The organism is Streptacidiphilus alkalitolerans (assembly GCF_042511045.1).
In the GTDB taxonomy this organism is placed as follows: domain Bacteria; phylum Actinomycetota; class Actinomycetes; order Streptomycetales; family Streptomycetaceae; genus Streptacidiphilus; species Streptacidiphilus alkalitolerans.
The window spans coordinates 84,581-106,237 of sequence record NZ_JBHEZX010000007.1 but is presented as its reverse complement, the minus strand read 5'-3'; the positions used below and the strand labels follow the sequence as shown (position 1 = coordinate 106,237).

General features: G+C 69.8%; 24 protein-coding genes and 1 riboswitch. Of the genes, 8 read left to right on the top strand and 16 right to left on the bottom strand.

All coding sequences use genetic code 11. The features are described from left to right. Positions 1-30 precede the first annotated feature (30 nt). The 4 genes from ACEZDG_RS17810 to ACEZDG_RS17795 form a co-directional block, all read right to left on the bottom strand. On the bottom strand, positions 31-1,206 hold the full coding sequence (locus ACEZDG_RS17810; RefSeq protein WP_380510150.1) for a CaiB/BaiF CoA transferase family protein: 1,176 nt from the start codon (positions 1,204-1,206) through the stop codon (positions 31-33). Between the two features lie 167 nt (positions 1,207-1,373). Further along, entirely contained in the window at positions 1,374-3,482 is a 2,109-nt protein-coding gene (locus tag ACEZDG_RS17805) for a glycosyl hydrolase family 28-related protein (RefSeq protein WP_380510147.1), read from the bottom strand. A 301-nt stretch (positions 3,483-3,783) separates the two neighbouring features. Continuing rightward, positions 3,784-4,527 carry an SDR family NAD(P)-dependent oxidoreductase gene (locus tag ACEZDG_RS17800; protein WP_380510144.1) on the bottom strand — a complete coding sequence of 248 codons (744 nt, stop codon included), beginning with the start codon at positions 4,525-4,527 and terminating at the stop codon, positions 3,784-3,786. 61 nt (positions 4,528-4,588) lie between these two features. Further along, positions 4,589-5,452, bottom strand: a complete 864-nt coding sequence (locus tag ACEZDG_RS17795; RefSeq protein ID WP_380510141.1) for an SDR family oxidoreductase — start codon at positions 5,450-5,452, stop codon at positions 4,589-4,591. An 85-nt stretch (positions 5,453-5,537) separates the two neighbouring features. On the opposite strand from ACEZDG_RS17795, the gene ACEZDG_RS17790 reads away from it, so the two are divergent. Then, positions 5,538-6,242 (top strand): TetR/AcrR family transcriptional regulator, encoded by a 705-nt coding sequence (locus tag ACEZDG_RS17790; RefSeq protein ID WP_380510138.1) that lies wholly within the window; start codon positions 5,538-5,540, stop codon positions 6,240-6,242. A gap of 253 nt (positions 6,243-6,495) precedes the next feature. On the opposite strand, the gene ACEZDG_RS17785 is transcribed toward ACEZDG_RS17790, so the two are convergent. From ACEZDG_RS17785 to ACEZDG_RS17775, 3 genes are all read right to left on the bottom strand, one after another. Then, the gene (locus ACEZDG_RS17785; RefSeq protein WP_380510135.1) at positions 6,496-6,888 is read right to left on the bottom strand and encodes a nitroreductase/quinone reductase family protein; all 393 of its coding nucleotides are present in this window, start codon (positions 6,886-6,888) and stop codon (positions 6,496-6,498) included. Positions 6,889-6,926: 38 nt separating this feature from the next. Then, positions 6,927-7,364, bottom strand: coding sequence for a class IV adenylate cyclase (locus ACEZDG_RS17780; RefSeq protein ID WP_380510133.1), 438 nt, complete (start codon positions 7,362-7,364; stop codon positions 6,927-6,929). Between the two features lie 810 nt (positions 7,365-8,174). Next, on the bottom strand, positions 8,175-8,780 hold the full coding sequence (locus ACEZDG_RS17775) for a TetR/AcrR family transcriptional regulator (RefSeq protein ID WP_380510130.1): 606 nt from the start codon (positions 8,778-8,780) through the stop codon (positions 8,175-8,177). 94 nt (positions 8,781-8,874) lie between these two features. On the opposite strand from ACEZDG_RS17775, the gene ACEZDG_RS17770 reads away from it, so the two are divergent. The 3 genes from ACEZDG_RS17770 (at position 8,875) to ACEZDG_RS17760 (ending at position 11,532) form a co-directional block, all read left to right on the top strand. After that, a complete protein-coding gene (locus tag ACEZDG_RS17770) occupies positions 8,875-9,627 on the top strand; it encodes an SDR family NAD(P)-dependent oxidoreductase (protein ID WP_380510127.1) in 753 nt (250 codons plus the stop codon). Positions 9,628-9,795: 168 nt separating this feature from the next. Then, complete coding sequence (locus ACEZDG_RS17765) at positions 9,796-10,713, top strand: SDR family NAD(P)-dependent oxidoreductase (RefSeq protein WP_380510123.1); 918 nt, start codon at positions 9,796-9,798, stop codon at positions 10,711-10,713. A gap of 429 nt (positions 10,714-11,142) precedes the next feature. Next, positions 11,143-11,532, top strand: coding sequence for a hypothetical protein (locus ACEZDG_RS17760; RefSeq protein ID WP_380510120.1), 390 nt, complete (start codon positions 11,143-11,145; stop codon positions 11,530-11,532). Positions 11,533-11,542: 10 nt separating this feature from the next. Here the strand turns inward: ACEZDG_RS17760 and ACEZDG_RS17755 are convergent, their stop codons facing one another. Together ACEZDG_RS17755 and ACEZDG_RS17750 are read right to left on the bottom strand one after the other, a co-directional pair. Next, positions 11,543-12,730 (bottom strand): hypothetical protein, encoded by a 1,188-nt coding sequence (locus ACEZDG_RS17755; RefSeq protein WP_380510118.1) that lies wholly within the window; start codon positions 12,728-12,730, stop codon positions 11,543-11,545. 198 nt (positions 12,731-12,928) lie between these two features. Continuing rightward, positions 12,929-13,678 (bottom strand): SDR family NAD(P)-dependent oxidoreductase, encoded by a 750-nt coding sequence (locus tag ACEZDG_RS17750; protein WP_380510116.1) that lies wholly within the window; start codon positions 13,676-13,678, stop codon positions 12,929-12,931. Between the two features lie 89 nt (positions 13,679-13,767). Between ACEZDG_RS17750 and ACEZDG_RS17745 the strand changes: the two genes are divergently transcribed. From ACEZDG_RS17745 to ACEZDG_RS17730, 4 genes are all read left to right on the top strand, one after another. Continuing rightward, on the top strand, positions 13,768-14,487 hold the full coding sequence (locus ACEZDG_RS17745) for a TetR/AcrR family transcriptional regulator (protein WP_380510113.1): 720 nt from the start codon (positions 13,768-13,770) through the stop codon (positions 14,485-14,487). Between the two features lie 389 nt (positions 14,488-14,876). Then, the gene (locus tag ACEZDG_RS17740; protein ID WP_380510111.1) at positions 14,877-15,137 is read left to right on the top strand and encodes a hypothetical protein; all 261 of its coding nucleotides are present in this window, start codon (positions 14,877-14,879) and stop codon (positions 15,135-15,137) included. Between the two features lie 86 nt (positions 15,138-15,223). Further along, the gene (locus ACEZDG_RS17735) at positions 15,224-15,388 is read left to right on the top strand and encodes a hypothetical protein (protein ID WP_380510108.1); all 165 of its coding nucleotides are present in this window, start codon (positions 15,224-15,226) and stop codon (positions 15,386-15,388) included. A gap of 102 nt (positions 15,389-15,490) precedes the next feature. Further along, positions 15,491-15,871, top strand: a complete 381-nt coding sequence (locus ACEZDG_RS17730; protein WP_380510105.1) for a hypothetical protein — start codon at positions 15,491-15,493, stop codon at positions 15,869-15,871. On the opposite strand, the gene ACEZDG_RS17725 is transcribed toward ACEZDG_RS17730, so the two are convergent. Genes ACEZDG_RS17725 through ACEZDG_RS17695 form a run of 7 tightly spaced genes read right to left on the bottom strand, consistent with a single transcriptional unit; the run spans position 15,872 to position 20,851 of the window. Continuing rightward, a complete protein-coding gene (locus ACEZDG_RS17725; RefSeq protein WP_380510102.1) occupies positions 15,872-16,387 on the bottom strand; it encodes an NUDIX domain-containing protein in 516 nt (171 codons plus the stop codon). Further along, positions 16,384-17,151 carry an urease accessory protein UreD gene (locus ACEZDG_RS17720; protein ID WP_380510099.1) on the bottom strand — a complete coding sequence of 256 codons (768 nt, stop codon included), beginning with the start codon at positions 17,149-17,151 and terminating at the stop codon, positions 16,384-16,386. The genes ACEZDG_RS17725 and ACEZDG_RS17720 overlap by 4 nt, the downstream gene beginning before the upstream one ends. Then, positions 17,148-17,822: an urease accessory protein UreG gene (gene ureG, locus ACEZDG_RS17715; protein WP_380510096.1), complete on the bottom strand. Its 675-nt coding sequence runs from the start codon at positions 17,820-17,822 to the stop codon at positions 17,148-17,150. Before ureG ends, ACEZDG_RS17720 begins: the two co-directional genes overlap by 4 nt. A gap of 7 nt (positions 17,823-17,829) precedes the next feature. Further along, on the bottom strand, positions 17,830-18,501 hold the full coding sequence (locus ACEZDG_RS17710; RefSeq protein ID WP_380510961.1) for an urease accessory protein UreF: 672 nt from the start codon (positions 18,499-18,501) through the stop codon (positions 17,830-17,832). 4 nt (positions 18,502-18,505) lie between these two features. After that, on the bottom strand, positions 18,506-20,236 hold the full coding sequence (locus ACEZDG_RS17705) for an urease subunit alpha (RefSeq protein ID WP_380510093.1): 1,731 nt from the start codon (positions 20,234-20,236) through the stop codon (positions 18,506-18,508). Further along, on the bottom strand, positions 20,229-20,540 hold the full coding sequence (locus ACEZDG_RS17700) for an urease subunit beta (protein WP_380510957.1): 312 nt from the start codon (positions 20,538-20,540) through the stop codon (positions 20,229-20,231). The genes ACEZDG_RS17705 and ACEZDG_RS17700 overlap by 8 nt, the downstream gene beginning before the upstream one ends. A gap of 8 nt (positions 20,541-20,548) precedes the next feature. Next, positions 20,549-20,851, bottom strand: coding sequence for an urease subunit gamma (locus ACEZDG_RS17695; protein ID WP_380510090.1), 303 nt, complete (start codon positions 20,849-20,851; stop codon positions 20,549-20,551). Positions 20,852-21,505: 654 nt separating this feature from the next. Further along, positions 21,506-21,657, top strand: a riboswitch (cyclic di-AMP (ydaO/yuaA leader).

The following is a 21,657-nucleotide window of genomic DNA, read 5'->3' as shown; positions in this document are numbered from 1 at the left end:
GGCCGCTCGGCGGGCGGCTCGGCGGGCCGCTCAGCCGATGACGCCCTTGTCGCGCAGCGCCGTGATCTCCTCGTCCGCCAGGCCCAGTTCCGCCAGCACCCGCCCGGTGTCCGCCCCCACCGTCGCCGCCGGTGCCGGTTCGGCGGCCGGGGTGCCGCTGAACCGGGGTGCGGGGGCGGGGGCGAAGCCGCCCGGCAGCGGACGGTAGGTCCCCCGCGCGGCGTTGTGCGGGTGCCCGGCCGCCTCGGTGAGCGACAGCACCGGCGTCACGCACGCACCCTGCCCGTCGAACAGCCGGGCCCATTCGTCCCGCGACCGGCTGCCGAAGGCACGTTCGAGCCCGGCCCGCATCGCGGGCCAGGCGGCGCGGTCCTGCTGCCGTGCGTAGACCGGGTCGGTGTCGAGCCCCAGCACCCGCAGCAGCGCCGCGTAGAACGGGCCCTCGATCGCACCGACCGCGACATGCCCGCCGTCCGCGCACCGGTACACCCCGTAGTACGGAGCGCCGCCGTCCAGGATGTTGACGCCCCGTCGGTCCTCCCAGCGGCCCTGGGCCAGGAAGCCGTAGGTCATCGCCAGCTGCAGCGCGGTCCCGTCGGTCATCGCGGCGTCCACGACCTGGCCGTGGCCGGTGGTCCGTGCGCTGATCACCGCGCTGAGCACACCCAGTGCCAGCAGCATCCCGCCGCCGCCGAAGTCGCCGACCAGGTTCAGCGGCGGCACCGGGTCGCCGTCGGCCGGGCCGATCGTGTGCAGGGCCCCGGCCAGGGCGATGTAGTTGATGTCATGACCGGGCTCCTGGGCCATCGGCCCGTCCTGGCCCCAGCCGGTCATCCGTCCGTAGACCAGGCGCGGATTGCGGGCCAGGCAGGCGTCCGGGCCGAGGCCCAGGCGTTCCACCGCGCCGGGGCGGAAGCCCTCGATCACCGCGTCGCAGTCCTGGACCAGCCGCAGCACCGCGTCCACGCCCTGCGGCTGCTTCAGGTCCACGGCGAGGGAACGGCGGTTGCGGTGCACCACGGGGAACGGGCTGGGGCGTCCGGCCGCTGACGGGTGATCCACCCGGACCACCTCCGCACCGAGGTCGCCGAGCAGCATCCCGCAGAACGGCACCGGCCCGATCCCGCCGAGCTCGGCGACCCGGACACCCGCGAGCGGGCCTGCGGCAGCGGGTCGGGCAGGTTGGTTCGGCTGGGTGGCGGGCAACGGGGCTCCAGGGTTGCGGTTTTTGCTGAGGCCCCGTCACCGTACGCAGCCGCCCGCGCGGAGTCCAGATCAGGACGCACGAACAGGACGCACGAACGGGGCCTGCCGGGAGGCACCCCGGCAGACCCCGTTCGGGCTTGACGTCCCCTACTGGCGTGGTGTCACTGTCACCACGGGGACGGGGCCGGCGGCACCACGACGGCCGGGCGGTCGTCGCAGGTGATGGTGTTCGGCAGCTCCCACGGGGCGAGCCAGGGGCCGGTGGTGCCGCCCCCTGTGTTGCCGCCGAGGTCGGTCAGCGCGAACTCCGAGCCGGCGCTCGTGAAGTTGAACGAGCCGCAGTTGTTGACGCCGACGGCGCCGACGTTGCGGGCGACCACGTTCTGGAAGGTCGCGCCGCCGGCCGAACGGGCGCTGACCACGGAGGTCCCGGTGCCGTCGACCTTGATGTCCTTGAAGTGGACGTTGGTGATCGAGAACTGGTCCTTCACCGGGAAGTCGGTGACCAGCATGATCGCGTTGTAGGTGTTGTCGAGGAAGTTGTCCCCGGTCACCTGGATGTTCGCGTCGATGTTCTTCTCGAGCGCGTAGAACCAGATGGCGCCGAGGCCGATGTTCCAGTTCAGCTCGTAGGTACCGGCCCTGACCGTGGTGTTGTCGGTGATCCACAGGTTGCCGGTGAACGCCTCCGAGCCGAAGCGGGAGCCGACCTGGATCGCGCTGCCCTCACGGATCGGGTCGGCGATCAGGTTGTTGGAGATGGTGTTGTCGGTGCCGCCGTAGACGGCGATGCCGTTGGCGAGCACCGGCGTCTGCACGGTGTTGTGGTCGATGGTGTTGTTGGCGTCCTCGGTCTTCTCGGACCACAGGGCGATCGAGTCGTCACCGGTGTTGCGGATGAAGTTGTTGGAGATCACCGAGTTGGTGACGCCGGTGTGGAAGTTGATGCCGTCGGCGATCTGGTCGGCGATCTGGTTGTTGGTGATCTTGAGGTTGGTCATCGGGCCGTCGAGCCAGATGCCGACCTTGGTGTGCTGGATGTAGAGGCCGTCGATGGTCGAGTTGCTCAGCGACCCGCCGATGCCGTTCACCTGGTCGGTGTCGATGCGCTCGCGGACGTCGCCCTCGATCGCGAAGCCGGACAGGTGGACGTTGGTGCTGCCGCCGGCCGAGGCGTCCTTGCCGTAGAAGCCGACACCGGTGTGGATCGAGCCGTCCGGGGCCGGGGTGCTCAGGGTGACCTGGTGGCCCTTGATGATGGTGTACCAGCTGCCGGCGCCCTCGATCGTCACGTTGTCGACGATGATGTGGCGGTTCACCTGGTAGGTGCCCGGCGGGATGTAGACCTTGAGGTGGGTCTTCTTGGCGAAGGCGATCGCCTTGTCGATCGCGTCGGCGGAGTCGCGCCGACCGGTCGGGTCCGCGCCGAACAGCAGCACGTTGGCGGCCAGCAGGTCCACGTGCGGGGCCGCGACCAGCTGCGAGTCCAGCAGGTCGATCACGGTGGCCGAGGCGTCGCTGCCGGCCGGGACCGCGAGCCGGATCTTGTCGCCCGCCTTGTAGGTACGGCCGAGCAGCAGGCGCTGCTCGTCGTAGAAGTGGTTCGGGCGGAACGGTGTGTTGATGACCGGGGTCGGGGTGGTCTGGTCCGGCACGCAGGAGCACTCGGTGATCCACCAGTCGGGCTGCAGCAGCCCGGCGTTGGGGTCGTTCGAGAACGGGTACTGGTTGTACAGCCATGCGTACTGCGAGGTCAGCGTCAGGGTGGAGTTGTGCTGACCGTTGACGGAGACGTTGAGCGGTGCGGTGATGCCGCCGCCGTTCGGCGCGTCCGGGATGCTGTACCGCACGGTGATCGCGTTGGCCGCGCTCGGGAGAGTGAACTCGACGTACTGACCCGGCGTCAGGCTGACCGCCTTGCGGCCGGAGGCCTCGGCGGGCAGCGTGTAGGCGGCCGTGCCCGTGCCGATGACGGTGCCGTTGGTCGCGGCGTTCTCCGCCTCCTGCTCGGCGAAGCCGACGGTGGCACCCCGGCCCGTGACCAGCGAGGGGTCGAGGGCGGCGCGGGTCACCACGGGGGTGGAGGCGGCGGAAGCGCTCTGCCCGTGCGACCCCTGCGACCCGTGCGCGGCGGTGCCGGCGAAGGCCGTGCCGCCGACGAAGCCGGTGAGGCCGAGGGCGGTCGCGGTCACCGCCGCGGCCGTCACCGCGACTCTTCGCGGAGGCGTGGGCCTGCGGGGCAGGCTCGATGCAGCACCTGTGATGCTCCGTGACATCGAATGCTCGTTTCTCTTCGGGTGGGTGGGCGTCGGGGACGCCCGAGGTGAAGCGTGTGCGTGTGCGCGGTGCGTGTGCGTCGTGCGTGTGCGCGAGGCGTGGAGCGAACGTGATGAGGGTGAGCCGACAGTAGGACGCGGCTGGGCGGTCCACAAGGCTCCTACCAAATATTTTCGTAGCTTTGCCATTCAACTGCGGGCATACATTGAGTTCTTGCGCAAGGAATCTCTGCTGGTTGCAAGAAGGGACGCCCCCGATGGGTCGGGGACGTCCCTTTTGTTGATGTTGCGCGGCCTGCGGTTACATCCCTCCGGCCACCCGCATGATGGTGCCGGTCGCATAGGAGGCGTCGGCGGAGAGCAGCCAGGAGACGGCGCCGGCGATCTCCTCCGGCTGGCCCGCGCGTCCCAGCGGGATGGCCGCGGCGCGCTTCGCGGGACGCTGCGGATCCGCGTGGAACTCGGTCCAGATGATGCCGGGGGCAACGCAGTTGACCCGGATGCCGTCCGCCGCCAGCTCCTTCGACAGGCCGATCGTCATGCCGTCCACGGCGGCCTTCGCGGCGGCGTAGTGCACGTACTCGCCGGGGCCGCCGAGGGTCGCGGCGGCGGAGGAGATGTTGACGATGGCGCCGCGGGTGGCGGTGCCGGTCATGTCTTGGACGGCTCGGCGGGCGCAGAGGAGGTAGCCGAGGAAGTTGACATCGAGGGCTGCACGCATCTCGTCGGGGTCGGCGTCGGCGAGGCGGCCCATCGGGCCCCGTACGCCCGCGTTGTTCACCAGGCCGGTGACCGGGCCGAGTTCGGTCGCGGTGGTGGTGAACAGGTGGTCGACGGAGGTCGCGTCGGCAGTGTCGACGGCGACGGTGACGCAGGCCGCACCGGCGGCGCGGACCGTCCGGGCGACGGCCTCGGCTGCTGCGGCGTCCGAGCGGTAGCCGATGGCGAGGTCATGGCCGTCGGCGGCGAGGCGGGCGCAGATCGCGGCACCGATGCCGCGGCTGCCGCCGGTCACGACGGTGACGGGGCGTTGGGTCTGGCGCATGGACGCCTCCTTTTGGATGGATCTTGTCTTGGCATCCTAGGGAGGGGGTGGGTGGGATCTTTTAGGTGGTTGCGATGGTTGCCTTGAGGAAGTCTCGGAGCAGTGTCGGCGGGCGGCCCAGCAGGGTGGCGAGTGTCGGGTCGACCTCGGCGAACTCGCCCCGGCGACTGGCGACGAAGAGACCGACGAGCATCGCCGCCTGCGACTCGGGGACGCCGTGGGAGACCAGGGTTGCCTGGTACTGCTCGTCGGTGGTTGTGACCCGCTTGATCGGGCGGCCGGTGAGGTCCGAGGCGATGGCCGCGACGTCGGCGAGGTCGAGGGCTTCGGAGCCGGTGAGGGGAGGGGTCGGGCCTTCGAAGCGGCCCTCGGTCGCCAGTACGATCGCGGCTGCCTCGGCCAGGTCGGCGTGGGTCGTCCAGGAGACCGGGCCGTCCTCCGGCGCGGCGAGTTCGCCCGTCTGCAGGGCGCCGCGGAGCAGCATCAGCGTGGTGCTCGCGTAGAAGCCGTTGCGGAGGGAGGTGAAGGCAAGACCGGAATCGCGGAGAGCCGTCTCGGTGGCGGCGTGGTCCGGCATGGGCGCGAAGGGGGAGGACGGGTTGACACCCATGTGGCTGGAGTAGAGGACGCGGCGCACGCCTGCTGTCTTCGCGGCCTGGACGGCGGTGCGGTGGGCGTTGACCGCGGCCTCGCCGGTGGTGTCCGCGGAGACGATCAGGACCTGGGACGCCCCCTCGAAGGCGTGCGCGAGGCTTTGGGGATCGGTGAAGTCTCCGCGGCGGACGCGGACACCCCTCTCCTGCAGGGTGCGTGCCTTGTCCTGGTCGCGGACGCTGACCCCGAGGTCTGCGGCGGGGACGCGAGCGAGCAGGTTCTCGACGACTGCTCGTCCGAGCTGGCCGTTGGCGCCGGTGATGACGATCATGAGTGCTCCCTTTTTCAGTGCTAACTCTTTTTATGTTAGCACTGTAATCGGTGGGCGCTAACGTGGTGCTGTTATCGTTGCCACCATGGAGGCCAGTGACGCTGCCGAGGGCAGCCCCCGGGAGCGCATTCTTGCCGTCACGGCCGAGCTGCTTGCCGAGGGCGGGCGGGAGGCGGTGTCGACGCGAGCCGTGGGCAGCGCGGCGGGGGTGCAGGCCCCGACCATCTACCGGCTCTTCGGCGACAAGCAGGGGCTGCTGGACGCGGTCGCGGGAGCCGGCTTCGCGGCGTACCTGGAAAGCAAGGCCGGACTGGAACCCAGCGACGACCCGGTGCAGGACCTGCGGGTCGGCTGGGATCTGCACATCGGCTTCGCGCTGGCCAATCCGGCGCTGTACCTGGTCATGTACGGCGAACCCCGGGTCGGCGGGGAGCCTGCGGCGGCGGTCGCGGGGATGGAGGTCCTCGCCGGACACATCCACCGCATTGCGGAAGCGGGGAGGCTGCGGGTCAGCGAGGAGCTCGCCGTCCAGCTGGTCCACGCCGGTGGGCGCGGTACGGCTGCCAGCCTGATCGGCATGGCCGCGGGGCGGCGGGATCTCGGGCTGTCCGCTCTGGCGCGGGAGGCGGTGATCGCCGCGATCGCCAGTGAGGTGCCTGCGGTGGCGACGCCGGGGCCGGTCAGCGCGGCGGTCGCGCTGCGGGCGGTGCTGACGGAGACTGCGGCGCTGACGGAGTTGGAGCGGGGGCTGTTGCGGGAGTGGCTTGATCGGATCAGCGGGGGGCGGTGACGCTTGCGGGGTTCGGGGTTTCGGTTTGCCTGCGGCGCGGGTGGGTGCATGGCAGCGGGGGCGGGCCGGGTCGGGGTAGTCGCTCTGGGGCCTGCTGCGAAACGGGTGCCAAGAGTCGAGGTGCCTTTATTACGCCGCTCGCACCCGTTTCTCGCTTTGACGGCCCCTGCCGCGACCACCCCGCCCCGTCCCACCCCCTCCCGTGCGGGGGTGGGAAAAAGCGAGGTCGCGCTCGCCGTAGTTTCGTCCGGGGTCAGTCGAGGTCGATGCGCACGGTCAGGAGGTTCGTTCCGACGGCGCGGACCGTGGCGCTGTTGACGGTGGGCAGGGTGCGGAGCCGGGCCCGGGGGTCGTCCTGCGGGAGGGGGGTGGCGATGCCGTTGTGCCAGCGGCCCTTGAGCCGGAGCCGGATGTGTGGATGCGCCTGGATGTTGCGTACGTAGTGGGACTTGTCGCCGTACTCGGAGACCAGCCAGAACACATCGCCGATGCGCCGCCCGCCGACCGGCGTCCGCCGCGGCAGTCCGGATTTGCGCCCGGTGGTCTCCAGGAGGGTCTGGCTGGGCAGCCGGCCGAGGATCGGGTTGCCGATCCGCCTCTGGAACGTCGTGACGGCCCGAAACTTGATCTCGTGGTAACGCGACATCTCGTCCCTCTTTCGTCCCCCCAACAATACCGACGCAGCTATCGGCGGGCGGCCACAGCGTCGGTATACAGCTCGTTCGTGAGGTCATTGTTGACCATCGTCTCCAGTTCCAGGAACGTCCCATCCAACTCGGGGACCCTGACCAGGGTGGCGAGCATCCTGCGGCCGGCGGCCCCGAATTCGTAGTTCCGGCAGTGCTTCGAAAATGCGATAGACGGTGTATGTCCGAGGCCCCGCAGCGGGGCGCGCACCGCCTCCGGATTGTCGATGGCGGTCTCGTGCTCGGGTTTCGACCTGGTGACGTCGTCGACCCGCGCGCCCTTGTAGGTCAGCAGCGACCGAATCGCATCCCGCCCGTGGACGGTGCGGACGCGTAGTTCACGGTCCGTGCGGTCCAGATCGCCGGACGAGTTGTCGAAGTAGATGTCCTCATAGACCTCCGCACGACCCTCGGCGCGGCCCTCCAGAGCTTGCATGACGCGTTCCGGCGGAAGCCTCGGAACAGCGGGCCCGACGGCGTGGCCATGATCTTGTAGACGGCGGAGTCATGCCCCTCCCAGCCCGCGTCGAAAGCGGACAGGTACAGCGCAGCGTCCAGCCTGACGATTCGCCAGGTCGGCGGACCACCATAGTGGTAGACATCCACGGCGCATTTGCCCGCCAACTCACGGAGTCGGGCCTCGGTCAAGCGGATCCCGGAAGCCATGGAATCGGCCGACTCCCCGATCTCGGAAGCTCTCGCTGCGACGGCGGGCGCGTCAGGGTCCAGCAGGAGCACGCGAAGGGTCGGCGACGTGTCGGCGCGCGTCAGGGCCGTTCGCAGCAGGGAGTCATTGAGAAAAATCGTCGGGCACCGCTGCCTCGGGGACGCTGCGGCGGCACTCAGCCGACCCAGACACAGCATCACCGACCATCTGCGGGGCCTTGAGCGGGACATCGGCGGAGCGCTACTGGTCCGGACCCTGAAGGACCGGCCGATGGAACCCACCGAACTCGGCCGCCGGGTCCTGACCGCTGCCCAGACGATGGCCGAACACCTCGGACTGCCCACCGTTCCCGCAGCTGGCGGACCACAGAACACGCAAACCCCCCGAAGGCGGCCGCAAGCACCGACCATCACCGGAGCGGGTGCTGCCCACCGTCGAGCAGTGCGCCGACCGACTCGGTGGCCTGCAGTGTGCGAGTCGTCAGCTGCTGGGCAGGAAGCGGGGACGACGCGCACATAGATGATCATTCCGATCACCCGGGCCAGCGTCTGGGTCGCCACGACGGCGGTGATCGGAGTCTCAAGTCTGGATGGCAAGGGCGAGGACGGTATCGATTGCGACTTCGAAGGGACGCGTACTCCGTTGTACCTGGGCGAGGAGGAGTCCCCCTTGCAGGGTGGCGAGCATCGTGGTGGCGAGGGCGTCCGGGTCGATGCCGGGTGCGAGCTTCCCGTCGGCGTGAAGTGACCTGAGTCCTTCGCTGATGGCGGCTGACCATCGCTCGAATCCGGCCGCGATGAGGGCTCGGGCCTCGGGGTCGCTCTCGGCGAGTTGGCCGCCGAGCGAACCGAGTGGGCAGCCGCCCTTTGCCTGGCCGTGCATCACCCCGGCGATCAGCATGTTCCGCCAGGCTGCGATTCCGTCCTCGCTGCCGAGCGCCTGCCGATTGTGATCGACGAGAGTGTCGGCGTGGTAGTCGATGACCGCCTGCAGGAGCTCGTTCTTGTCGGGAAAGTAGTGGTAGAGCTGCGAGCCGCTGACCTCTGCTGCCCCCTTGACGTCTTCCAGGGTGGTGCCCGCGACCCCGCGCTCGTGGATCAAGGCCGCAGCCCCTTCCACGATTCGTGCCCGGACGCGCTCGCCCTTCGCGGTGAGCCGCGGCCGGTCGTTCGTCTTGTTCGCCATACGCCCATAGTAGCGATTCTGAGTTTGACAGCCCAGTCCGGTCGGGTCAGACTGAGTTGTGTAACCCACTTTGAGCAGGAGGAGGACGCAACGCATGCCTGTTGACCTGAAGGACAGAACTGCACTTGTCACCGGGTCCACCAGCGGGATCGGCAAGGCGACGGCCATAGCTCTCGCTGCCCGCGGCGCCCACGTCCTGGTTGTCGGACGCAACGCGGAACGAGCCGGGCGGGTCGTGGCCGAGATCGAAGGCGGCGGAGGTAGGGCGTCGTCAAGGCTCACCACGCTGGGAGACCTGGAATCGGCACAGGACCTGGCGCGATGGGCCACTGAGGCCGGCGATGGCCACGTCGACATCCTCGTCAACAATGCTGGAGTCGCTCTGCTGGGGCCGAGCGATGCCGCGACCGAAACAGAGTTCGACGAGACCTTCGGACTGAACGTCAAGGTTCCGTTCTTCCTCGTCGCGGCCCTGGCGCCGGCGATGGCCGAGCGTGGATGGGGCTCGATCGTCAATGTCAGCACGATGGTCGCCAGTTTCGGACAGCCCGGCATGGCGATGTACGGCGCGAGCCGAGCGGCCCTCGAGCTCCTGACGAAGGCATGGGCCGCCGAATACGGCCCGCGAGGCGTTCGCGTGAACGCCGTGGCGCCCGGCCCGACCCGCACCCGGATGACCGAAGGCATCCCCGACGAGATGGTGAACCAGCTCGCAGGTCTGGCACCAGCAGGCCGCGTAGCCGAGCCCGAGGAACTTGCCTCCGCGATCGTCTTCCTGGCCAGCGAGGATGCCAGCTTCATCCATGGCGTCACTGTTCCCGTTGACGGGGGCCGAGCGTCGACCTGACGCCGCTCGCGGCGCCTGAGTACCTGAGCCCCCCTTGTTGCGGGTGGAACCTGACGCCCAACGTCAGGGGTTCAGCAGCGGCGCCGAGCCCTCGACCAAGAAGGGCCGCGTGACTCGTCTACGCAGCAAGAGCCGTCCAACCCCCACAGAAGATGAGAGAGAACCCCGATGAGCACACTCCCGGGAAAGACCGTGATGATTACGGGCGCCAACGTCGGAATCGGCAAGGACGTGGCCCGGCAACTGGCCTTGCGACCGGAGACGGCCCGCATCTACCTGGCCTGCCGCAACCGAGACCGGGCGACAACGGCAAAGGCCGAGCTCGAAGCCGCTACCGGCCGGCGCATCTTCGAGATCGTCGTCATGGACGTCGCCGATCTGGGCTCGGTCCGAGCCGGCCTTGCGGCCGTCGACGGATCCGTCGACGCGTTGGTCATGAACGCCGGTGTCATCGGCCCGCAGTCGATGGAGTCGACCGCTGACGGGGTCACCAAGGTGTTCGCGACGAACGTTCTTGGCCACGTCGTCCTCCTCGAAGGGCTCCTGGCTGAGGGGCGGCTCGGCGAGGTCGCGGTCCTCGCCGGAAGTGAAGCAGCCAGGGGACTTCCGATGCTGCGGATGAAACGGCCGTCCTTTGCCTCAACCTCTGCCGACGAACTCGCCACCGTCATCGACGGCAGATTCTTCACCGACGGAAAGACTGACTTCAACCTCGCCTTCGGGCAGGCCAAGTACATCGGGGCCCTATGGATGGCCTACCTGGCCCGCCAACACCCCGACCGCCGCTTCCTCACCGTGAGCCCCGGCGCCACCACCGGCACCCAAGCCTCCAACGACATCGCCCTACCGCTGCGCATGGCGTCCAAGTACGTCCTGCCCGCCCTGGGGATCTCCCACAAGCTTGAGGTCGGCGCGAAGCGACTGGTCGACGGCGTCACCGACCCGACCCTGTCCAGCGGCGTGTTCTACGCCAGCGCGGCCAACAAGCTGAAGGGCCCCCTGGTCGATCAAGCGGACATCTTCCCCGACTTGGCCAACCCGTCGTTTCAGGACCACGCCAACGAGGCCATCCACCGCTTCGTGTAAGGGAAATCGCATGACGGTTGCTCGGCCGGGGGACGCGTTCCGCCCTGACCTCGATGAGACAGTGATCGTCGGCCGCACCGCGTGAGCAGACGGGGCCGCGACCGGGCTGCGCGTCGTGAAGTTGATCATTCCGGTCCGTGGTGCTCCTTCCGTTCCCAGGTTGTGGTCCAGGGCCTCGCCCAGCCTGTTGCCGCAGACGTCTTCGAGGCGTTCGGTGACGAGGAGGCGGTGCTCCCCGGCGTGCCACGGGTGGCTGGGGACGAGCCGTGCTGCGGTCCCGTCCGATGCGAGTGACACACGCGTCCGAAGGACCTCCCCCGAAGGGGCCAGGACTGCGATCTCGTCCTGGCACAGGGCGGCGTCCATCACCCTGTCGAAGTGCACGACGACGGGATCAAGGCTCCCCGCTGCCGGGGGGAGGAGACGCCAGTGGGTCTCGTCGACCGCCTCCAGGACCGGATCGCCCACGCGGAAGGTATGGCGCGCTGTTTGCCCGAGCGCGGTGACGACGAGGCTGTACGTCCGCCCGGCGACCAGTGCCGGTTCGTGGGACGGGTCTCCTCCCAGACCGCGTTTGATCCTTCCTGGCTCCATCAGGACCGTCAGGCGGCGCCCGTCGACGGACCAGAGCTCCGAGGACAGGACGAGGAAGGGGTCTCGCACCACCTGTTCCTCCTCGTCCAGCAGCCAGAGGCGGTCACGATCGAAGTGCGCCTCTCCCGGCCTGGGAAAATGGAGGTAGAAACGCAGGGTGTTGGCGGGCAGGACCTCTGCTTGGGGAGAGATGCGGATCGGCAGCTCTGGCGCACTCAACGGTGATGCCTGCCGTTCACGCCGCCACCTTGTGCGGGCTCTCGCCGCCCGGGAAGTCGAACTCCACCCAGATCTTGTCCAGCCGCGCGGGGAGCGGGGCGACCATCAGGGTCTCCAGCGTCAGATCGCCGGTGTCCGGGTAGCGGGTCAGCGAGACGAAGAAGCGGTCGCTGAACAGGTCCGCCCGCAGCGAGGATCCGACGAACAGCACCTGCTTGCCGACCGGCCCGGCCGGCATGAAGGGGGACTGGTCCAGCATCGGGCCCTGGGCCGGCCGGTTCTCGGGGGTGTAGCCCCCGGCGGAGCGGATTCCAGATAGTGGGACCACCATGGGGCCGCGGCCGAGGTTGGTGATGAACAGCTTCTCCTCGTCCCCCTCGCGGTAGGCAACCATGCTGATGGGCTGGCCGTTGCCCATGTCGCCGATCGTCTTGCCCCTCGCCTTCGCTCCGTGCTTGAGCTCTGCGACCGGGATGGTGACCAGCGGGCTGCAGGCGTAGGCGGCGATGAGGGTGTCCTGGCCGTCGATGGTGGCGAACTGCATGGTCCGGATCGGCGCACGCGTTTCGTACATGCCGTGCGCGAGGTGGTAGATCTCCACATGGGTCTCGCTGGCGGCGCCGGTGAACGGGTAGGGGATCCGCCGCAGTGTGGAGGAGAACTCCTGGTTCGAGACGCCGGCGACGAACACCTCTCCGGCGTGGAACTTCAGGTCCACGATCGTCATGGACCGCAGCGGCGTCCGCGCCTTCTCCTCGAAGTAGGACGCCGGCGGCATCGGGAAGGTGCCGGCCCGGGACTTGAAAGTCTTGCCCTCGTCGGGAACGTCGGACAGCTGGTGCACCGTCACGTTCGACGAGGAGAGGTCGAACGGGCGGACCTCGCCTGCCAGCGAGACGCTCACGACCGCGGGCTCCAGGCGATCGCCGGTGCGTACCCCGACCGACAGGTACGGCTCGCGCGTCACGGGGTGGACGGCCATCCCGTTCATCACCAGGCTCTTCGCCGTCACGCCCAGCGCCGCGGCGATCCTCTCGTCGATCGACTCGAAGAGGAAGGGGTCGAGCGAGGCCGGCGCCTGGCCCCGGTCCGTTTCGAAGGCGAAGACGGCCCCCAGCTTGCTGTCGCCCACGAAGAGGATCCCGTCGGGGCTGAAGGTCAAAGCTCCCGCCGACCGCGGGGTGACCTGGTCAAACGTGTTCACGATGGTCTCCTTGCCGCTCTGGGCGGCGTCCTGTCCAGCACATTGTCCCGGGGTTCGGGGGCGGCAGGGAATGCTCACTGCCGCCCCGGATCCGCGGCTCTGCTCCGAACTGCCCGGGTCGGTGTCCGGGTGGAGCGTGCCGACCGGCGCATGTGACCGGGCCTCGGCTTTTACTGTCCTTCGCCGGCGGTCGAGACGTCAGACGGCGAGGCGCCCGCCGTCGACCGGCAGCAGCACACCGTGAATGAAGCTGGCCTCCTCGGTGGCGAGGTAGGCGATGGCGGCGGCGATCTCCTCGGGCTTTCCGACGCGCCCGGCCGGTGCGCCCTGCGCGAGCTGGTCCAGCGCGTCGCCCATGGGGATGGTTCCCTCGGTGCGGGTGGGGCCGGGGCTGACGGCGTTCACGCGCACGCCGGCGGGGCCGAATTCGGCAGCCCAGGACTTGGTCAGCAGCATGAGAGCGGCCTTGCTGGAGCCGTAGAGGCCCATCCCGGCCATGCCGAACTCCGACACCATGGTCGTGATGTTGACGATCGCCCCGTGGCCGCGCTCGGCCATCGCCGGGGCCAGTGCGGCCACCAGCAGGTAGGGCGCCTTGACGTTGACGGCGAAGACCTCGTCGATCTGGTCGGCCGGGGTGTCGGCGGTGGGGCCGAAGGGGAAGATGCCGCCGCTGTTGACGAGGATGTCGACGTGGCCGCCGCCCGCCTGGGCGGCGCGGGAGGCGAGTTCCCGCACGCTGCGCTCGTCGCCCAGATCGGCCGCGACGAAGTCCGCCGTCCCGCCGACGGCGCGGATGCCGGCGACGACAGCGTCGCCGCGGGCCTTGTCCCGGCCGGACACGATGACATGCGCCCCCAAGGCGGCCAGACGGTCGGCGGTGGCCTTGCCGATGCCGCTGGTGGCGCCGGTGACCAGGGCGGTGGAACCGGTCAGATCGGTGGTCATGAGAACTCCTTCAGTTAGTGGAGCGAACACTCCAAACCATGCCTCGACATTTCTGGAGTGTCAACTCCAAAGTCGAGTATGATGAGCCCATGGACCAGCCGATGCCCGAAAGCCAGACAGACCGCACGGATCGGACGGGCGCGGTCGTCGAGTCCACGCCCCAGGCAGCGCGGAAATTCACGGCGAAGGGTCTGGCAACCCGGGCTCGTATCGTCGCCGCCGCCGCCGAGCTGGTGTTCGCCCACGGCGTGGCCCGTACCGGCATCGAGGACGTTCAGCGTCGAGCGGGCGTCAGCGCGTCGCAGCTCTACCACTACTTCACCGACAAGGACGACCTGATCCGGGCCGTGATCGCCCACCAGACCGACGGCATCCTGGCCGCACAGCGACCCGTCCTCGACGAACTCGACAGCTTCGACAGCCTCTACCGCTGGCGTGACCTGCTCGTCGACCTACAAGAGCAGCGCAACTGCGCCGGCGGCTGCCCCATCGGATCGATCGCTGCCGAGCTGGCCGACAACGACCCCCGCGCCCGAGCGGACCTCGTCGACGGCTTCGAGCGCTGGGAGGCCCCGATCCGCGAGGGCCTGGCCCGCATGCGCACCCGAGGCGACCTGCGCCCCGACACCGACACCGACGCCCTCGCCCTCGCCCTGCTCGTCGCACTCCAGGGCGGACTCCTCCTCACCCAGACCCGCCGCAACACCACCCCCCTGCGCACCGGTCTCGACGCCGTCCTGGCCCACATCCGCACCTACGCGACCGAGCAGACACAGCACCGCGACCACAGCTCGGCCGGGCGGCACTGATCCTTGATGAGGAGGGGGCCCGGATGATGCTCGCCACCTTCCAGGCCGCTGCAGGGGGTCCGAGGAGGCCATGATCGCCAAGACCTGTGCCTGTACTGCTGTCGGGGGCACCCCCACGCCTATCTGTGCGAGCTCCCACAAAGCCAACCGGCGGTGATTGTGCCGATCCTCCAGTGGCGAGGGCCCGCGCGTTTGGAGCCAGTCGACCATTCAGGGACGCCTGCCGTGGGCAATGGGGCTGGTTACCGACCGCCTCCCGATCACACCGCCCGCCTGGGAGAGGGCATTCACCCGAGCGGATCCGCGCGGCAACCGCGGAGGCATTCTTCGCCCGCTTCCTCGCCCAGTGCGCCGTCCCCGACGCCCAGGTGACAACCACAGGCGAAACAGTGCAGTTGGTCGACACGGTCACCGGCTCCGTCGCCGCACTCACCTGCGGTGAAAAGGGCTGGCAGGTTCGCGAAAGCGGCCCTCTCCGGCTCTGGGGTGCTGTCGAGACCGTCCTTGACGACTATGACGGGGCCGGCTGCCCGCCGCCCGAGACATTCCGGCTCGGCATTGACCTCACCGGACAGTATCTTCGGCACCCGCGCATGTCCGAACTCTCCCTGGCGAAGGGGGATTCGGAAGCTCAGAAGTCAATCAATTGAGGTGACGGCGGACGGGTGGGCGGGCAGGCTGGTGGTTACGTCGATGCGGCGGTCTGCCGGGTCGTACTCCAAGGGGGCTGGTTCCGATGCCACCGATCGTTGCACTGTTCATTCTTGGCGCCATCGCCGTGGTTGTTGTTCTGAGCGTGGTTGTTTTTGTCGCCCTGGATGCCAGGCGGCGCCCTGATTGGCTTTCCGAGGTGGACTGGTCGCAGTTGCCCGAAGATCCCTTTGTGGATTCGGGCCGCTGAGGACCTCACGGCCGGAGAAGGCTGTGCGGGCGATGCCAGCTGCAGTTGCGGCCACTTCGTCCCGCGACCGATCCTGTGTACTCGACCGATGAGGAGTACACAGTGGGGCTTGTTCTGTTCCCCGGAGACGGCAACACCGACAGCCCGGACATCTCCTGGTCCTACACCGGCTTCGGACTGTTCCGGAAGTGGCTGGCACAGATCGAGGGCTTCGCGCTTGACCAGATGCGCGGCTTCGGCGGGGACCGTCCCTGGAGCGAAGTCGCCACCACGCTGGCACCACTTCTCAACCATCCGGACGACGGCGGCCCCGATCTCACGCCAGCGCAGTGCGCCGCGATCTCGCCCCGCCTCAGCGAGATAGCAGGCATACAGGGCGACCCGCTCGATCCGGTCTGGCAGCGGCGCATCCAGGACGTCCGGCAACTGGTGGGCGTCCTGCAGTTCTGCATCGAGAGGGACACAGGTCTGCTCTTCGGATGATCACTGGTCGGCGTGACCGTCCCGGGGGGTGTTGGGGGTGTAGCCGAGGTTGAGGGGTTGGGCGGGCGGGCCGTGGCGGTGGAGGTCGTCCAGGAGGGCGACCAGGCTGGGGGGCCAGAGCGGGTCCGGGCAGTCGGCGAGTTCGGCGGGGGTCCACCAGCGGCAGGTGAGGATGCCGTCGTGGCGGAAGGAGTCGGAGAGGTCGCCGATCGGGTCCCGGCGCGGGGCCGAGCCCAGGAAGATGACCTCGTGCTGGCGGGTGGGCACGCCCTTGCGGGTGTAGTCGTGCTCCCAGGTCCAGAGCGCCGGGCCGGGGACGACGTCGGTCCAGCCGGTCTCCTCGACGGTCTCGCGGAGCGCTCCGGCGAGTTCGTCCTCGCCGGGGTTGAGGCCGCCGCCGGGGAGTACCCAGTGCAGGCCGACCTCGGGGTCGTCGTGGAGCTGCAGGAACACCGCGCCGTCCGGGTCGAGGACCAGGATCCGTGCGGCCCGCCGGGTGGTGCGCTGGATGGTCACCGGACCAGCCTATCCGTCAGTTTGTGCTGGAGGGCGCGGCGCAGCTGGAGTCCGTCGGGGGCTGCGGCGGTGAGCAGCACGGCGGCGCCGTCGGCGAGGGGGAGGAGTGCGGCTTCGGCGGGTGGGGCGTTCAGGAGTTCGGGGGCGGCGGACGGGAGCGAGGCGTCGTAGTGCAGGAGCTGGCCGAGGGCGCGGTGGGTGGAGAGGACGGCGGGGCCGTCCCAGCCGGGGGCGCCGGGCCCCAGGTCGGTCTGCTGGTGCAGGAGGGTTTCACTGTTGTGACGGAGGGTCAGCTGGGTGGTGAGGCGGCCGGGGGGCTCGGACCGGCGGCCCAGGATCTGCTCTTCGCGGAGCAGGAGCTTGGCGGTGCCGGTGAGGTGGACGGTGGTGGTCATCCGGAGTTCGCTGCCGGCGGCGGCGATGACGGGTTCCGGTAGCCACTCCAGGGTTCCGCCGTGGTCGACGCGCAGGTCCAGGTCGTAGTGCGCGGGGGCGGGGACGCGGCCGGGGAGGCTGACGGTGGCGGCGGCGCTGGTGACCCGCAGGGTGGCGCCGGAGCGGACGTGGACCTCGATCCGCAGCCGGTCGCCGCCGAGCGGGGCGGCCATCGCGCCGACCAGGGTGACCTGGGCGGCGGCGGGGTCGGGGTGGGTGGTGCGGCGGAGGGCCAGCGGGCCGTCGCCGGTGAGCCGGGGCAGGGCGGTGCCGCCGCGGCCGTCCGGGGCGGCGGTGATCCGGGCGACGGCCTGGACGGTGGCGGTCATGCCGTCCATTCGAGCAGGCGGGCCCGGACCCAGCCGGCGATCGGGGCGACGCCGCCCTCGGTGGCGAGGGAGCAGAAGACCACCGGGAGTGAGCCGCGCTGCAGTTTGGCGTCGCGGTCCATGACCGCCAGGTCGGCGCCGACCAGGGGGGCCAGGTCGGTCTTGTTGATCACCAGGAGGTCGGAGGTGGAGACGCCGGGGCCGCCCTTGCGGGGGATCTTGTCGCCGCCGGAGACGTCGATGACAAAGATCTGGAAGTCGACGAGTCCCTTGCTGAAGGTCGCGGTGAGGTTGTCGCCGCCGCTCTCGACCAGGACCAGGTCGAGCGGGCCCAGCTGGTGTTCCAGGTCCTCGACGGCTTCCAGGTTGGCGGAGATGTCGTCGCGGATGGCGGTGTGCGGGCAGCAGCCGGTCTCCACGGCGGTGATCCGCTCGGGCGGCAGCACGGCGTTGCGGAGGAGGAACTCGGCGTCCTCGGTGGTGTAGATGTCGTTGGTGACGACGGCGAGGGAGAGTTCGTCGCGCAGTTCCCGGCAGAGGGCGGCGACGGTGGCGGTCTTGCCGGAGCCGACGGGGCCGCCGAGGCCGATCCGCAGGGCGCGGCGGTTGCCGTCGCTGCCGAGGGGCTCGGCGCCGGGCAGCGGGGCGGGGAGGTCGTGGTCGCGGTGCATGGGGCTCCTAGGAGGCGAAGAGGCGCATGGTCCAGGCGGCGTGCTGTTCGGCGTAGAGGTCGAGCAGCGGCGCGGACGCGGCGGGGAGGGCGTCGATGTCGGTGTGCGCCTCGGTGGCGGCGTGGACGGCGCGGGCGGTGACCTCGGCGAGGGGTTCGGCGAGGCGGGCCAGGACGGCGGTGGCCTGGAAGGGGTCGAGGCCGAGCAGCCGCACGCAGGCGGTGACCGGGCCCGAGACGCTCTCGTAGGCGGCGGCCGAGGCGGCGTCGGCGGGGACGAGTCCGGCGGCGGCTGCGGTGAGGCCGAGGACGACGGGCTGGTGGGCGCCGCGGGGGCGGTCGGTGGCGAGGCGGTCGAGGGCGGGGTCGGGCCAGACGGTGCGGGCCGCGCGGATCAGCTGGCGGCCGAGGCGGCGGGAGGTGGCGCGCAGGGCCGGGGAGGGGATCCGCGCGTCGGCGGCGGCGTCGGCGCGCAGCGGGTCGAGGCCGCCGGCCGCCGCCGCGGCGAGCGCGGCGGCGGTGAGCCCTGCGGTGTGCAGCCGGCCCAGGCAGAACGCCTGGAGCGTGGCGGTGTCGTGGATCCGGCCCGCCTTGACGGCGGCTTCGGCGCCACCGGAGTGGGCGTGGCCGCCGGCCGGGAAGCGGCCGTCGGCCAGGACCAGTAGGGCGGGGTTCATCAGTGCCTCAGAACAGGAAGTAGCGCTGGGCCATGGGGAGTTCGGCGGCGGGTTGGGGGTCGACCACCTCGCCGTCGATCCGCACGGTGAAGGTGTCGGGTTCGACGGTGACCTGGGGGCGGGCGGTGTTCTCGTGCAGGTGGTCCTTGGTGACGCCGCGGGTGTTGCTGATGGCGGTGAAGGTTTTGCTGATGCCGAGGTCGGCCAGGCGGTCGGCCAGGTTGTCGTCCAGGGCGGACTGGGTGACGAAGTTGAGGGAGTTGGCGGAGGGGGCCCGGCCGATGGCGCCGAACATCGGGCGGGGCAGCACGGGTTGGGGGGTGGGGATGGAGGCGTTGGCGTCGCCCATCTGGGCCCAGGCGATCTGGCCGCCCTTGATCACCAGATCGGGTTTGACGCCGAAGAAGGCCGGGTTCCAGAGGACCAGGTCGGCGAGTTTGCCTTTTTCGACCGAGCCGATGTCGTTGCTCAGGCCTTGGGCGACGGCGGGGTTGATGGTGTATTTGGCGACATAGCGACGTGCGCGGAGGTTGTCGGCGCGACCGTCGCCGGGGAGCGCGCCGCGGCGGCGCTTCATCACGTGGGCGGTCTGCCAGGTGCGCATGATCACCTCGCCGACCCGGCCCATCGCCTGGGAGTCCGAGCTGATGATCGAGATGGCGCCCATGTCGTGCAGGAAGTCCTCGGCGGCGATGGTCGAGGGGCGGATCCGGGATTCGGCGAAGGCCAGGTCCTCGGGGACGTTGGGGCTGAGGTGGTGACAGACCATCAGCATGTCCAGGTGCTCGTCCACGGTGTTGCGGGTGTGCGGACGGGTGGGGTTGGTCGAGCTGGGGAGGATGTTGAGCTGGGAGACCACGGTGATGATGTCGGGGGCGTGCCCGCCGCCGGCCCCCTCGGTGTGGTACGCGTGGACGCCGCGTCCGGCGATGGCGGCGAGGGTGTCGCCGACGAATCCCGCTTCGTTCAGGGTGTCGGTGTGGATCGCCAGTTGGGCGCCGGACTCCTCGCAGACGTTGAGGCAGGCGTCGATGGCGGCGGGGGTGGCGCCCCAGTCCTCGTGGATCTTGAAGCCCAGGGCGCCCGCCCGGAGCTGCGCCCTCATCGAGTCGGTGTTGACGGTGTTGCCCTTGCCGAGCAGGCCGAAGTTGACCGGGTAGTGCTCGGCGGCGGCGAACATCCGGGCCAGGTGCCAGCTGCCGGGGGTGATGGTGGTGGCCTTGGTGCCCTCGGCGGGTCCGGTGCCGCCGCCGAGGATGGTGGTGATGCCGGAGGCGAGGGCCTCCTCGAAGATCTGCGGGCAGATCAGGTGGACGTGGGCGTCGATCGCCCCGGCGGTGAGGATCCTGCCGTTGCCGGAGATCACCTCGGTCTCCGGGCCGATCACCAGGTCGGGGTGCACCCCGTCCATGGTCTCCGGGTTGCCGGCCTTGCCGAGGGCGGTGATCCGGCCGTCGCGGATGCCGATGTCGGCCTTGATGACGCCCCAGTGGTCCAGCACCGTGGCGCCGGTGATCACGGTGTCCGGGGTGCCCTCGGCGCGGGAGGCGCGGGACTGGCCCATGGACTCGCGGATGACCTTGCCGCCGCCGAACACCGCCTCGTCGCCGCCGGCGCTGAGGTCCTGCTCGATCTCGATCAGCAGGTCGGTGTCGGCCAGCCGGATCCGGTCCCCGGCGGTGGGGCCGAAGAGGTCGGCGTAGCGCCGGCGGGAGAGTCGGAGGGCGGGGTCAGTCATCGAGGCTTCCCTTCGTCTCGCCGCGCAGGCCGAACACCTCGCGGCGACCGCCCAGCGGGATCAGCTCGACCTCGGCCGGGATGCCGGGCTCGAAGCGGACGGCGGTGCCGGCCGGAATGTTGAGGCGCTGCCCGCGGGCGGCGGCCCGGTCGAACTCCAGACCGGGGTTGGCCTCGGCGAAGTGGTAGTGCGAGCCCACCTGGATCGGCCGGTCGGCGGCGTTGACCACGGCGAGGACGGTGATCGGGCGGTTCGGGTTCAGCGCGATGTCGCCGGAGCCGAGCAGGATCTCGCCGGGGACCAGGGGGGCGGTCATGCGATCGGCTCGTGCACGGTGACCAGCTTGGTGCCGTCCGGGAAGGTGGCCTCGACCTGGACGTCGGGGATCATCTCCGGGATCCCCTCCATCACGTCCGCGCGGGTCAGCACGGTGCGCCCGGAGGCCATCAGCTCGGCGACGGTGCGCCCGTCCCTGGCTCCCTCGAGGATGTGGACGGTGAGCAGGGCCACCGCCTCGGGGTGGTTCAGCCGCAGGCCGCGCTCGCGGCGGGCCCTGGCGACGTCGGCGGCCACATGGATGAGCAGGCGTTCCTGCTCGTGCGGGGTGAGTCTCATCGGCGAGCACCTCGGGGCGCGTCCCATGCCGCGGCGGCCTGGGGAGAGGACGCGGGCACGCCGTCGTGCCGCGGGTGGCCCTCCGGCGCGCGGCGGGGGTACCGGACGTGGACGGCGTCGCACACGGGCCGCACTGCCCGCCGCCGTCAGGTCCGATCCGCGCCCGGGGGTGGAGATCGTGTGCGGTCACGTTAGCGGACCGAACCGGGCCTCCGGCAGGGGCGAAGGGGCCGGGAGCCGCGACACGCCGAACGCATTCCGTTTGTCGGAACAGCCTCATGGAGGCCCGAATGTGAGGCGTCGTCATTTCCCGAAGATCACTCGGACGAGTGATCTTCTGATGCCATAAATGACCGGATCGAGGATCGGTAAATCAGCCATGATCACCGGAAGTGCGCAGGTCAGAGGCTATTCCCAAAGCTGGTGTGAAATTGCTCAACCCTCTTGTAAATACCCGGAATTCATTCCTCCGAACGCGCAGTGTTCGCCTCTGGACACGCTGGGAAACCTCGGGTGACAAGAGTCACAAAAGGCCGTTCGGACGTGAAGATCCCATAAAAAACTGGCAATACTGTCCGCCGAACAGCAAAAGTCCTCGCCACCCTGGCGGGGCGGTCCGACCGGACGCCGAGTCTCGCCACCGGTCGGGCGCCAGGTGCACACACACCTGACAGGCGAGAGCGGGAGACCCAATCAGGACGGAACGGCTGGACCGTTCCTTGGGGTGAAGCCACGTGCGTGGCCGGGCAGCTTTCGGAGCCCGAACCCGACAGGGAGACCTTTCGTAGGCGGTTCCGGAAGGAAAC

Excerpts from the sequence above, each read along its gene's own strand:
- ACEZDG_RS17805 (WP_380510147.1), bottom strand. The coding sequence starts at position 3,482 with ATGTCACGGAGCATCACAGGTGCTGCATCGAGCCTGCCCCGCAGGCCC.
- ACEZDG_RS17800 (WP_380510144.1), bottom strand. The coding sequence starts at position 4,527 with ATGCGCCAGACCCAACGCCCCGTCACCGTCGTGACCGGCGGCAGCCGC.
- ACEZDG_RS17795 (WP_380510141.1), bottom strand. The coding sequence starts at position 5,452 with ATGATCGTCATCACCGGCGCCAACGGCCAGCTCGGACGAGCAGTCGTC.
- ACEZDG_RS17790 (WP_380510138.1), top strand. The coding sequence starts at position 5,538 with ATGGAGGCCAGTGACGCTGCCGAGGGCAGCCCCCGGGAGCGCATTCTT.
- ACEZDG_RS17785 (WP_380510135.1), bottom strand. The coding sequence starts at position 6,888 with ATGTCGCGTTACCACGAGATCAAGTTTCGGGCCGTCACGACGTTCCAG.
- ACEZDG_RS17780 (WP_380510133.1), bottom strand. The coding sequence starts at position 7,364 with ATGCAAGCTCTGGAGGGCCGCGCCGAGGGTCGTGCGGAGGTCTATGAG.
- ACEZDG_RS17775 (WP_380510130.1), bottom strand. The coding sequence starts at position 8,780 with ATGGCGAACAAGACGAACGACCGGCCGCGGCTCACCGCGAAGGGCGAG.
- ACEZDG_RS17770 (WP_380510127.1), top strand. The coding sequence starts at position 8,875 with ATGCCTGTTGACCTGAAGGACAGAACTGCACTTGTCACCGGGTCCACC.
- ACEZDG_RS17765 (WP_380510123.1), top strand. The coding sequence starts at position 9,796 with ATGAGCACACTCCCGGGAAAGACCGTGATGATTACGGGCGCCAACGTC.
- ACEZDG_RS17750 (WP_380510116.1), bottom strand. The coding sequence starts at position 13,678 with ATGACCACCGATCTGACCGGTTCCACCGCCCTGGTCACCGGCGCCACC.
- ACEZDG_RS17745 (WP_380510113.1), top strand. The coding sequence starts at position 13,768 with ATGGACCAGCCGATGCCCGAAAGCCAGACAGACCGCACGGATCGGACG.
- ACEZDG_RS17735 (WP_380510108.1), top strand. The coding sequence starts at position 15,224 with ATGCCACCGATCGTTGCACTGTTCATTCTTGGCGCCATCGCCGTGGTT.
- ACEZDG_RS17720 (WP_380510099.1), bottom strand. The coding sequence starts at position 17,151 with ATGACCGCCACCGTCCAGGCCGTCGCCCGGATCACCGCCGCCCCGGAC.
- ureG (WP_380510096.1), bottom strand. The coding sequence starts at position 17,822 with ATGCACCGCGACCACGACCTCCCCGCCCCGCTGCCCGGCGCCGAGCCC.
- ACEZDG_RS17705 (WP_380510093.1), bottom strand. The coding sequence starts at position 20,236 with ATGACTGACCCCGCCCTCCGACTCTCCCGCCGGCGCTACGCCGACCTC.
- ACEZDG_RS17695 (WP_380510090.1), bottom strand. The coding sequence starts at position 20,851 with ATGAGACTCACCCCGCACGAGCAGGAACGCCTGCTCATCCATGTGGCC.